The organism is Proteus appendicitidis (assembly GCF_030271835.1).
Taxonomy (GTDB): domain Bacteria; phylum Pseudomonadota; class Gammaproteobacteria; order Enterobacterales; family Enterobacteriaceae; genus Proteus; species Proteus appendicitidis.
In genome coordinates, this window is record NZ_CP127389.1 from 986,772 (window position 1) to 998,902 (window position 12,131).

General features: G+C 33.8%; 9 protein-coding genes. 4 read left to right on the forward strand and 5 right to left on the reverse strand.

The genetic code is table 11. The features are described from left to right. The first annotated feature begins 12 nt into the window (after nt 1–12). On the forward strand, nt 13–330 hold the full coding sequence (locus QQS39_RS04525) for a helix-turn-helix domain-containing protein (RefSeq protein ID WP_151434449.1): 318 nt from the start codon (nt 13–15) through the stop codon (nt 328–330). A gap of 538 nt (nt 331–868) precedes the next feature. Next, nucleotides 869–2,443 (forward strand): AbgT family transporter, encoded by a 1,575-nt coding sequence (locus tag QQS39_RS04530; protein WP_151434450.1) that lies wholly within the window; start codon nt 869–871, stop codon nt 2,441–2,443. 65 nt (nt 2,444–2,508) lie between these two features. Here the strand turns inward: QQS39_RS04530 and QQS39_RS04535 are convergent, their stop codons facing one another. Further along, nucleotides 2,509–2,898 carry a DnaJ family domain-containing protein gene (locus tag QQS39_RS04535; RefSeq protein ID WP_285805464.1) on the reverse strand — a complete coding sequence of 130 codons (390 nt, stop codon included), beginning with the start codon at nt 2,896–2,898 and terminating at the stop codon, nt 2,509–2,511. 130 nt (nt 2,899–3,028) lie between these two features. Between QQS39_RS04535 and QQS39_RS04540 the strand changes: the two genes are divergently transcribed. Together QQS39_RS04540 and arnT are read left to right on the forward strand one after the other, a co-directional pair. Continuing rightward, nucleotides 3,029–3,367: a carboxymuconolactone decarboxylase family protein gene (locus tag QQS39_RS04540; protein WP_023581047.1), complete on the forward strand. Its 339-nt coding sequence runs from the start codon at nt 3,029–3,031 to the stop codon at nt 3,365–3,367. 406 nt (nt 3,368–3,773) lie between these two features. Next, nucleotides 3,774–5,420 (forward strand): lipid IV(A) 4-amino-4-deoxy-L-arabinosyltransferase, encoded by a 1,647-nt coding sequence (gene arnT / locus QQS39_RS04545; protein ID WP_151434452.1) that lies wholly within the window; start codon nt 3,774–3,776, stop codon nt 5,418–5,420. A gap of 510 nt (nt 5,421–5,930) precedes the next feature. Here the strand turns inward: arnT and QQS39_RS04550 are convergent. The 4 genes from QQS39_RS04550 to zapA all read right to left on the reverse strand — a co-directional run bounded on the left by QQS39_RS04550 (nt 5,931) and on the right by zapA (nt 11,956). Continuing rightward, nucleotides 5,931–7,283, reverse strand: a complete 1,353-nt coding sequence (locus tag QQS39_RS04550; RefSeq protein WP_285805465.1) for a TolC family outer membrane protein — start codon at nt 7,281–7,283, stop codon at nt 5,931–5,933. Then, the gene (locus tag QQS39_RS04555) at nt 7,283–8,608 is read right to left on the reverse strand and encodes an HlyD family type I secretion periplasmic adaptor subunit (protein WP_151434454.1); all 1,326 of its coding nucleotides are present in this window, start codon (nt 8,606–8,608) and stop codon (nt 7,283–7,285) included. Before QQS39_RS04555 ends, QQS39_RS04550 begins: the two co-directional genes overlap by 1 nt. A gap of 16 nt (nt 8,609–8,624) precedes the next feature. Next, nucleotides 8,625–10,364, reverse strand: coding sequence for a type I secretion system permease/ATPase (locus QQS39_RS04560; protein WP_285805466.1), 1,740 nt, complete (start codon nt 10,362–10,364; stop codon nt 8,625–8,627). Nucleotides 10,365–10,531: 167 nt separating this feature from the next. Beyond that, complete coding sequence (gene zapA / locus QQS39_RS04565; protein ID WP_151434456.1) at nt 10,532–11,956, reverse strand: ZapA family metalloprotease; 1,425 nt, start codon at nt 11,954–11,956, stop codon at nt 10,532–10,534. Between the last annotated feature and the right edge of the window lie 175 nt (nt 11,957–12,131).

Here is a 12,131-nt window from a genome sequence, read left to right on the forward strand (position 1 = left end):
TTGGAAAACGCGATGATGGATTATGATTTTATAAACATCAATGTGAATGAACTGGTCGGTAAAAGAATACAGATAAAACGCAAAGAGCTTGGTTATACAGGCGGTCACATTGCTGATAAATTGGGAATTAGCCAACAACAGTTCTCACGTTATGAACGCGGGTTAAATAAAATAGACTTGAGTTACCTTGTGACATTGGCGATTTATTTAAAAACCCCTATTTACTGGTTTTTTGAAGATTGTTTTCACGTTGAAGAAGAGGCTGAAGATAAACACGAAAATAAGTGCATACATTTCATAGCGGAATCTACGCCAGATATTATCTTTTAATCAGCAAATATTTTCTCATTGAGTGGTAGAGGTAGATAAAGAGGGTAAATTATTTTTACCCTCTTTTTTTATTCTATGTATAGCAATACGTTTAAAATCTACTGCAAAACTACCTGTTCATGTTACAAATAATCTAAAGTTTTAACCTATTCTGATTGTTTATTCGTCATTATTTTCCCTTTTATAGTAATTACAACCGTTACTATCAGGTTTATCTGAGTGTTTAATCGTTTCTGACTATTAATCAAAGGTGTTTTTAGGTAGGAAAGGTTAATAAATAATCACGATAATGTTAAAAAATGTTACCTTATGCACATTTTTTAATTTTAGATATTATAAATTAATTTTAATGTAAGTGATTTGTAATTATATAATTTGTTTTTATTTTATTGTTTATTAAGATAAAAAATATTTTATTCGATAATTTTATCCTGATGTTTATCTTAAATAAAGCATCTATAAATAGGATTAACAGATAGTCATAGTAAAAAGGGTTGTGTACTGTGCATTTTCTGTTTTTTTATAAAAAGGATAAATGATGCAAACAAAAAAACAGGGAGGCAGTCGCTTTCTACGCACAGTGGAATGGCTAGGAAATGCGCTACCCCATCCCGTTATTTTATTTATTATTTTAATTGCTATTTTACTTGTCTCTTCGGCAGTTGGTGAATACTTCGGTGTTACGGTACAAGATCCCCGACCAGAAGGCGCCAAAGGGCGCGCAGAAGATGGCTATATCCACATTATTAGTTTGTTAGATGCAGAGGGTATTCGCCGTATCTTGGCAAATATCGTCACAAACTTTACTGGGTTTGCGCCTTTAGGTACGGTGCTGGTGGCGTTATTAGGTGTCGGTATTGCTGAACGTGCAGGTTTATTGTCTGCGGTTATGCGTTTAGTGGTAATGAAAGCACCTCGCAAAATGACCACATTGGCGATTGTTTTCGCTGGTATTATGTCAAATACTGCTGCTGAACTGGGTTATGTGGTGTTGATACCGTTATCAGCGATTATCTTTCATTCGTTAGGACGGCATCCTCTTGCGGGTTTAGCTGCTGCATTTGCAGGGGTTTCTGGCGGTTATTCTGCTAACTTACTCTTAGGGACGATAGATCCGTTACTATCGGGTATTACACAGCAAGCCGCGCGCATTATAGATCCAACTTATATCGTCGGTGCTGAAGCAAACTGGTACTTTATGTTTGTCAGTACATTTCTTATTACTTTCTTAGGTTACTTCATTACAGAAAAAATCGTGGAGCCTCAACTAGGACCTTATAACGGTAACGAACTTGATGATGAAGAAAATGATTTAAAGAATGCGGCTGAAGTTACACCGCTAGAAAAGAAAGCATTATGGGCTGCAACAGGAACCTTTATTGTTATGGGCGTGATTTTGGCGCTAACGGTTATTCCTGAAAATGGCATATTGAGAAACCAAGAAACAGGGCTAATTGGTAATTCTCCTTTCTTAAAATCTATTGTTGTCTTTATTTTCTTATTCTTTGCAATTCCGGGGATTGTTTACGGATGGATTGCTAAGACAATGCGTACAGATAAAGATATCGTCGATGCCATGGCAAATTCGATGAGTACGCTAGGGCTTTATTTAGTGATTATTTTCTTTGCGGCTCAGTTTGTTGCGTTTTTTGGTTGGACAAACATCGGTCAGGTTATTGCCGTCAAGGGTGCCGCACTGCTTAATAGCATTGATATGCCAAGTGGATTACTGTTCTTAGGCTTTATTTTAATCTGTGCTTTTATTAACTTAATGATTGGTTCCGCATCAGCACAATGGGCGGTTACAGCACCTATCTTTGTCCCCATGTTAATGCTTGCAGGTTATGCGCCTGAGACAATCCAAGCAGCCTATCGAATAGGAGATTCTGTGACTAATATCATTACACCAATGATGAGTTATTTTGGTTTGATATTAGCAGTCGCAACAAAATATAAGAAAGACACTGGTATTGGTACTATGATTTCTATGATGTTGCCATATTCCGTTATTTTCTTAATTGGTTGGTCATTATTATTCTATTTGTGGGTATTTGTATTTAACTTACCAGTAGGACCAGGCTCACCAACGTATTATTCTCCAACAGCAGGTTAATTCTCTGCAATGAATGAAAGAAGCTTATACAGGGATGTATGGGCTTTTTCTATTTTGATATTTCATTATTTTTGATTCATTTCTTTTTTATTATTTGCCAATTTTTCTGTCAGTTGTGTGGCATAGTCTGCATGTAAAAATTGAGTATCTAAACCAGCCTGCTGCAATTTCAACTCAAGTAATGCTAAACGCTTTTGCAGTGACTCATTCTCTACACTGGTTTCATTTAATGTGCTTAAGATTTCAGCTAGAGATAAGGCTTCTTTTCTATCTTGCATTTCAGGTGGTAAAAAACCTGCATTCTTTAATAAGTGATAGCTTGCTCTAAGTGATTCTGGAACATGGCTATTATCATCAAGGATCAGTGGTTTTCCTTCACCTTTAAGTGATGAAAGTTCCCCTTCTTGTAATGCTTTTTCGATATGGCGTTCAGCCCACTCATCTAAAATAGACATTTTAAACCTCTTTTTCGGTAACTATCATAATAGAAAAGATCACCTCAAATTAAATTTGCTTGCTTATATTATATGATTTGATAATATATTTTTATATTATATAAATAAATATATTGTAAGGGGATCAAAAATGAGCAAGTACAAAGAAATAGTAACAGACATTGCAGGTAACATGGGGGCATTGTCTCAAAATATTCCAGAAGTCATGAAAGCTTTTATGAGTACAACAAAAGCGGGTGGTAAAGAAGGTGCTTTAGATGCAAAAACAAAAGAACTGATCGCCATTGCAATTGCTGTCGCAAATCGTTGTGATGGTTGTATTGGATTTCATACAAAAACACTTGTAGAGCTTGGCACAACAGAACAAGAACTCGCTGAGGCATTAGGCGTTGCTATTTATATGGGGGGAGGTCCTTCTGTTATGTATGCATCCAACACCATGGGCGCTTTTAAAGAGTTTAGTAAATAAGATTTTTATCATCATATAATTAAACAAAGTAATCAAAAACCAGAATAAATTCCTTCTGGTTTTTTTATTTATATCCTTTGTTTATTTTTTGTTTATGCTTAATTTTTTACCTTCCATTTTCTGCTTTGATACTATTTAGATAAATTTTTGATAAAAACTCGCTGCTATTAAAAAAAGATTAATAAAATATTAATGTATCATTATTTTAATCGCTAACTAAAAGTTATTATATCTTATTGATTATTCTTGATAATGACGTTTTTTGGTGTCTTTGTTATTGGTTAAAAATAAAGCAACTTACTAATTAATTATAAATTAATAAATAATAATTGAATCTTTTATAGGATAGCTATTCTAAGTGGGTAGTTGGTGTAAAGTCATATTTTTTTATTTTAATGAGGAATATATGCGTGTTGATTTTGTAGAAAAATATAAATGGTTTCTACTATTGATTTTTATATTTTTAACTTATTTAATTCCTCTCGAAACGCGGCTACTCTGGCAACCAGATGAGATCCGTTATGCTGAAATTAGTCGAGAAATGCTCGTATCAGGTAATTGGTCTGTACCTTACATGCTGGATATTCGTTATTTTGAAAAGCCAGTATTAGGGTATTGGTTAAACAGTATTGCACAATGGCTATTTGGTGGCGGTAATTTTTCTGTTCGTGTTGTCGTTGTAACTTCCACCTTATTAACCGGCTTATTTGTTTATCGTGCTGCTATGTTAGTTTGGCATAACCGTACTTTGGCGTTTAATGCACTGGTGGTTTTTTTATCCTCGTTTCTTGTGTTAGCTATTGGTACCTACAATATTCTTGATCCAATCGTGACAATGTTTGTCACGGCAGCCATGTATTATTTTTTATCTGGATTACATGCAACTAATAGAAAGGCGAAAGTTAAAGCTTATATTCTCGTTGGTATTTTTTGTGGGTTAGGTTTTCTAACCAAAGGTTTTATTGCTGTCGTATTACCCGCATTAGTTTTTTTTGTAACCGCAATTAGCTTATCTCGTTTTAAAGAAGTCCTTTGTTATACACCAATAGCACTTATCGCTATGCTTATTATTGCTGGTCCCTGGGTGATTTCAGTTGCACTTCAGGCACCCGATTATTGGCATTACTTCTTTTGGATTGAGCATGTTCAACGTTTTGTTGAGAAGGGATCAGCAAGATCACAACCTATGTGGTTTTATTTACCCATTGTGATTTTGGGTATTTTACCTTGGTTAGGGTTCTTATTTGGGGCTATTAAATCAGCTATTTTCTTGAAGAAGGGAACTCTTTATTTTTCGTTTTGGTTATTTCTATTTTTTGTTTTCTTTTCTGCTTCCAGCGGTAAGTTATTAACCTATATGCTACCTTGTTTTGCGCCACTTTCTATCTTGATTGCACATTATATGGAAGAGCTAAAAAATAAACAAAATGAAAAAATCCATAACATTAATGCGAGCATAAATATTGTTTTGGGGCTTGTAGGCGTCTCTATTATTGCTTATTCGCTTTTCTCTACACGATTTACGTTATATGAAACAAATGAGCAATATAAAGCGTTGCTCGGTATTGGAGGCTTTTTATTTTGGAGTGTGATGGGAATGGCTTCGCTCTTTAAACCCACACGCTTACTAACTTTATTTTGCTCGATAGGATTAAGTCTAGCAATTGGGTATGCTATTCCTCATAAAGTAGAAAGCAAAAGCACCCCTGAAAAGGCAATTAATCATTATTATAGTGAGCTAGCAGATAAGCCCTATATTTTAACAGATGAAGTTGGGATCGGAACGTCTTTAGCATGGGGTTTAAAACGCACTGATATTCGTTTAACAGAGACGAAAGGGGAGCTTGCTTATGGTCTGGCATATCCTGATGTGCAAAATAAATATTATGATCTTAAGCAGCTAGTTAACTTAATTGAAGAGAATAACTATCAAGGGCTTGCGATTGTTTTAGTCCGACCAGAGCGAAAAGAAATATTATCTGTGATAAGTCAGTTAAAGGTAAAACCTATTGTAGAAAAACAGGGTGATTTAACATTTGTTTTCTTTAATTGATTGATAATTGATTGATTTTAAGCTCTATTTCTATTTTTAAAAAGACATTTATAAAAGAGCAAATAAATTTAACGTCGGTTTTTAACATGACATGGATTTGATTTTTTGTGTTATTTTTATGTGATCAATGCCCAAAAATGGATTTTGTTGATAAATATATTTTGCTCTTTTTAGTTTTAATGGTAGGTTTAAAATATGTCCATTAAATCGGAGTTAGCTAAGCACTATATGACAAGTCACTTTACTTTATCAGAACCCCCGCCCAAACAAAATGTACTTATGAATGGGGGTAATTTATGCTGATTTTCCTAGCTGAATGTTTTATCGGTCTAGCATCAATTGCTCTTACTCACCGTGTATTAACGTTGTACGGTAATAAAAAGAAGTGATGATACCCGCTAGCTAAAATAAGTGATTAATTATTACTTATAACTAAAAGTCCTATATCTATTTCATGATTTAGGACTTTTATAATTATGTACATATCTTTTCTTAAAAAATGTAGTAATTCTATTGAAAATAACCTTCAATTAATTTTATTTTTTCAATATCTAATGTATTAGTATATTGATGTAATAATGTCCAAGCTTGAATATAATCATATTTAGCTTTAATTAAATCTTGTTGAGCGCGATATAATAATTCTTCAGAATTAAGAACATCGACCATTGTTCTCTGCCCACCAATGTAACTTTTTTGAGTCGCATCTAATTGCAATTTAGCAGAGGAAACGGATTGCTCATAGGCATTCAATTTAATATCACTCGTTGTACATATTTGATATTGATGACGTAGTTCTTGCGTGATTTGCTGGATAATTGCATCTCTTTCAAAAGCACTCATTTGATACAATGCAGTAGATTGACGCATTGAAGCTGTTGTTTTTCCACCATTAAATAAAGGCAGGCTGACATAAAAGCCAACATTCGCGGATTGATATTTTTGATTTACGGTATTATTGCTATCGGAATCACTATTAGAATAAGACGCATAGAGTTGCACTGTTGGGAAAAATTCACCTCTATTTTTTTCTACTTCTTGTTTTGCTATTGCCATTTCATAACGAGCGGTTTGAATATTAAGGTTGTTTTGCATAGCCTCATTTTCCCATGACTCGTAATTATTGGGAGTGATAGGTTGTAATATAAAGCTATTATTGCTTAATTTTGCTATATGTTCTGTATAAGGTAGTGGTGTACCAATCATTGAACTTAGTTTATTTTTAGCATTATCTAACTCAAGCTGAATATCCGTATATTGAGATTGAGTTAAATATAATCGTGTTTGGATCTCTGAAATATCTGTTTTTGTTCCTTCCCCTAATTCGAATAAACGTTGACTTGATATTAGCTGTTGTTTATAAACCTCTTGCTGTGAAAGATTTAATAATAATTTATCCTGCGCATAAGCCAATTCTATGTAATTATCCACTAATCTGATCACTAGCTCAGAAAATTTCACTTGATAGCGGCTGTCTGATAATAGTGTTTTGATTACTGATGATTTGTAATCACTAAATGCCGTGTAATCAAAAAGTGGTTGGCTAATAATGGCACTGACAGAATGGCTTTGGTAATTTTGATATTCTGTTTTTTCTATTTCTCCTCGATTCGTATTAATAGGATAAACCTTCCGTTGCCAATTTCGAGGGTTGTTTTGATAGTTGACATGTACACTTGGGAGTAATTGAGATAATCCAATGTTTTCATACTCTTTACCCGCAACCTGTTCTTTAATTGCAGCATTAAACGTCGGATCATTTTTTACGGCTAAGAAATAAAGATCAGACAAGCTGATCGCTAAAGCGTGAAAACTTAGCATCCATATAAATAAAATGGCAGAGAGTTTTTTTATTTGCATCATTATTCTTCCGTTAATGAAGTATGGATCCTATCTAAAACAGGTTTGAAGAGATAATTTAGTAATGAGCGATCGCCTGTGTTAATAAATACATCAACTGGCATTCCAGCCTTTAATTTATTTTTATTGTCTGCAAGAAGAGTATTATCTTTAACATTAATAAATACTTGGTAATAAGGCTCTGTTGTTCTTTCATCAATAAGTCTATCAGCGGAAATTAATGTGACTTCGCCGGGAATTTTAGGTGTTGTATTTTGATTGAATGCACTAAACATTAAATCAACAGGAAGACCAAGGGTAACTTTATCAATAAGGTGAGGTGCTAAACGTGCCTCAATAATTAATTGATGATCTTGAGGAACAACTTCCATGAGTGTTTGACCTGTTCTTACAACGCCACCTTGGGTAAAAACAGATAAATCCATCACTATTCCTGAAATAGGAGCCGTAATTTGCATCTTTTTCAGTTTATCTATTTCAATGATAAGTTGTTTTTCTGTTTCACTTATTTGTAACTGAACTTGGTTAAGATCAGTACGTGCCGATTGGTAAAAATTAGCATTACGTTGCAATATTTTTTGTTGATATTCCAACTTTTGTTTTTCTAGCGTACTTATTTGCCCATAGGTATCATTAAGATGATTGTTATTTTCAGCAAGTTCACGCTCAATTTCTTGATAACGATGACGGGGAATATACCCCTCATTAGCAAGGGTGTATAAATCTTTGATTTGGGTTTTTAAGCTATCAATTTGATGTTGCTTGTTTAGCGTAGATCTTTTTAAATGGACTAAACGATTAGAAATACCATCAATAATAGCGTTGTAGCCATTTATTTCACTATGCAACTCAATATACTTTTCATTAAGTAATTTATTTTGCAATAGAGATAATTTATTTAAATTCTCAGAAGGAGAATAGTATTTTTCACTAGGATCTAAGATAAACTCTGTTTTTTCATTTAATTGAGCATATAAGCGTTGTTGAGTAATCAACAAATTATCATATTGTTCGGATAAAGATTTGACTAAAGCTTTCGATTGAATAGGGCTTAATTGAATAAGAGTTTGACCTTCTATTACGCTATCACCATTTTTCACTAAAATATCAGTAATAATACCTTCTACTGAAGCTTGAACACTCTTTTTATTACCTGAAATTGAAACATTTCCTTTCGCAGATACGCCTTTATCTAAAGGCGCAAAAGCGGCCCAAAAAATAAAAATAGCAAGACCTAAAAGAATAACTGACCATCCTATTATTAAGAATTTTCTAGGATCATCTGAAATACCATGAACAATATCGATTTCATTTTTTTTTGTGATCATAATAGTTTTCTCAATATTAAATATTGCTTTGAGTTATAGGTATAGTTGTTGGTGTTGGCGTACTCTTTATTACTGATGAGTTATTTAACTCAGCAATAACGGCTGTTGTAGAGCCAAATAATTTGGTGTGACCATCGAAAAGAACTAAGAGTTTATTGGTCACTGAAAGTAACTGTTTTTGGTGTGTAATTAATATTACGGTTTTTTTATTCTGCTTAAGTATATGAATTGCCTGCATTAAAGCTTTAATACCCAAATCATCCAAATTAGAATTGGGTTCATCTAAAACGACTAGTGCAGGATCACCATATAATGCACGAGCTAACGCAATACGTTGTCGTTGCCCTCCTGATAATCCTTCACCATGAGCGCCAATAACAGTTTCATAACCATTAGGAAAACGTAAAATCATTTCATGAACATTTGCCATCATTGCAGCTTGAGTGACTTTTTGAGGATCTACTTCAGAAAAGCGAGCAATATTTTCGGCAATCGTGCCAGGGAAAAGGGCGATTTCTTGAGGAAGGTATCCAATATATTGGCCAACTTCACTTTTATTCCATTGATATATATCTGCATTATCAAGACGTATGGCACCTGTTTTAACTTCCCATATGCCAACAATAAATTTAGCTAAAGAGGATTTTCCTGAAGCACTCGGGCCAATAATACCAAGTACATCGCTGGGGCTGAGTGAAAAATGAATATTATTTAATAGGGTGCGTTCCGTTTGAGGGTATTGAGCTTGATTAATATTTACCGTTAATTCACCTTTAGGAGTAGGTAGCGCCATTTTTTTATTTTCTTCAGGGTACGTTTTTAATAGCGTGGTTAATCTTTTATAAGCTTCTTTACTACTATCCCAGTTTTTCCATACGCCAATAACTTGTTCAATCGGCGCTAAAGCACGACCTAATAGTATTGAACCTGCGATCATCATTCCTGGGCTAATTGTATTATCTATTGCTAGCCATCCGCCTAATCCTAGCATTAAAGATTGCAGTGCCATTCGGGTGACTTTTGTTATTGCATTGATACCTGCGGCATTATCACTTGCATGAGTTTGCGCTTGTAGGTATTTAAAGTGAGCGACTTGCCATTGGTTACGTAAATAACCTAGCATTCCCATTGCTTCAATAGGCTGTGGATGTTCAAAATGATGACCTTGTATTACCTGAGCTTGATTAGCAAACTCATTGGCCTTTTTTAATGATGATCGAGACAAGTATTCATTAAGAATTGCTAAAGAAAATAAAACGATCGCACCACATAATGCAAATAATCCTAACCATGGATTAAATAATGCGATAACAAGAAGATAAATAGGGAACCAAGGTAAATCAAAAAATGCAAAAATAGCGTGGCTTGTAATAAATTGCCTAATAGTCACTAAGTCATTAAATGCTAAAGAGGAATTAATACCGGGCATTTTGTTTAATTTTGCTTGATATGCAGCGGTATAAATTCTTGAGTTTAAGGATAAATCAAGTTTGTTACTCATTCTAATGACAATAATGCTTCTTAAGTATTCTAATCCTCCCATAAAAATAAATAATGCTAACATGATGAGCGTTAGCATTAATAAAGTCATTTCATTGCCTGAAGGCAAGACGCGATCATAAACTTGTAACATATAAATGGAAGGAACTAACATTAAAATATTTATTAAGGCTGTAAATATTCCAATGGAAAGAAAGACTTTCTTTCTTTCTTTTATAATATTTGTTATTTCATTATTGTTTTTGTTTACTGACATAGTGTTATTCCTGATTTTATTCCTATCTGTTTTATTGCTATTTACTGCATTTCTTCTATCTATATGGAGTGATAACTCTATCTTTTCTTTAATAAGATAATATAAAAATAACTCCTTATAGGTAAAAGAAAGGTAGGAGAAATATCTCTCTCCTACCTAATGATAAATTAAACAATAATGTCAGTTTCGTAATTAACAAATCCTACAATGTCAATTTTGAAATCAGGGCTATATCCATATCCATAAGCATTAATAGCAAGTTCACTTGAGTTTGTTGATTGATCATATTTAATGGTTGCTTCACCCGAGCGACCTGTAAAATTATCAACAAAGTTAAGGAATTTATGGCCAAAGGTATCGTCGATTAATTCTGATAAATTAATCTTATCAATACCTGATTTGAAGTCCATTATCTTGTCAGCAGCAGAGGTTAAAGAGTCGGTGATCTTTTTATAAACAAAGGTATTGCTACCTGTACCACCCCATAATATATCTTGACCACCGCCACCATATAGTATGTCGTTACCGCCACCACCGATGAGAATATTATCAGCATCATTTCCATAGATAGTATCATCACCAGAGCCACCGATTGCATTTTCTATTGTAACGCCTTGTGCAATAGAAACGTTTTTCTGTAGTCCGCCAACATCAGAGAAATGACCCTCACGTAAGTCAATAACTTGATCTTGATAATATCCTGAGAAGTCAAAAGTATCGTTACCCTCACTGTCCCAAACTGAGAAGATTAATTTATCACTGCTACTTGTTGCAGTGTAATAATTAAGACCTGTGTTTGAGTTAAAACCATAAACATCATCACCTGTTCTGGTTGTGGTATTTGCGCCATAAAGATATTGCATTGCTGAAATATCATGAAGTAAAGGAGCGCCTGCATAAGCACCTTGGAAGTGCGCACCTGTTTCATATTCTTCCCAATAACTCATAACAGTATATTGGCGACTATCTTCAGCATAGTCAGACTTTAAATATCCAGGTACGTTTTGCCCTGCGTTATAATCGCCAGGATGCATTAGACCAAGTGCATGACCAATTTCATGGATTATAGTTAAACGACCATAATTACCTAATTCAGGCGTTGTATTTTTTGCATCATAATAGTCACTAAACCAAGCTTGCCCCGAAAGATCACGACCATAACTATAGGTATTTGGCAAAGTTGCATAAGCTTGGAATTTGCCGTATGGATCAGTAATATTACCAAAAGTAATATCTGATTTTACACCTGGCGCTACTTCGGTAAATTTGATATTTGCAATATCAGACCATGCATCTAAAGATTGTCTTGCATGATCTTTTTGTGCTGAATTAAATCCATAGGGATTTTTATCACCAAAATCATTAAACTTTTTACCAGCCCAAGTTGGGAATGAATATGTCACTTCTGCCGCTTGTCCAATAACATACTTTCCATTCCATGTGGAATTTTCTCGTGCAATATGTTTTCCAGCAGTATCATAATCAAAAGAAGGTAGAGTTTTAGCTGAGAAATTATAAAAAATTCCACTTTTATCTAATAAGTCAGAAACATTAGATAATCCTACTGCTTTTTTTAATAAAGAAGAACCCATAATATCCTCCGGATATCAAGTTTAGGTTAAGTTTATTTTCATATTGAAAATAGTTTAATTATCTAGCGAATGCTAGAGATAATAAAGATAGACATTTATTAACATTAATCTAGAGGGGAAAAATAAGTTTTTAAATAATTGTGAAGTAAGGTGTGTTTTAAGTCAGAATAATTTA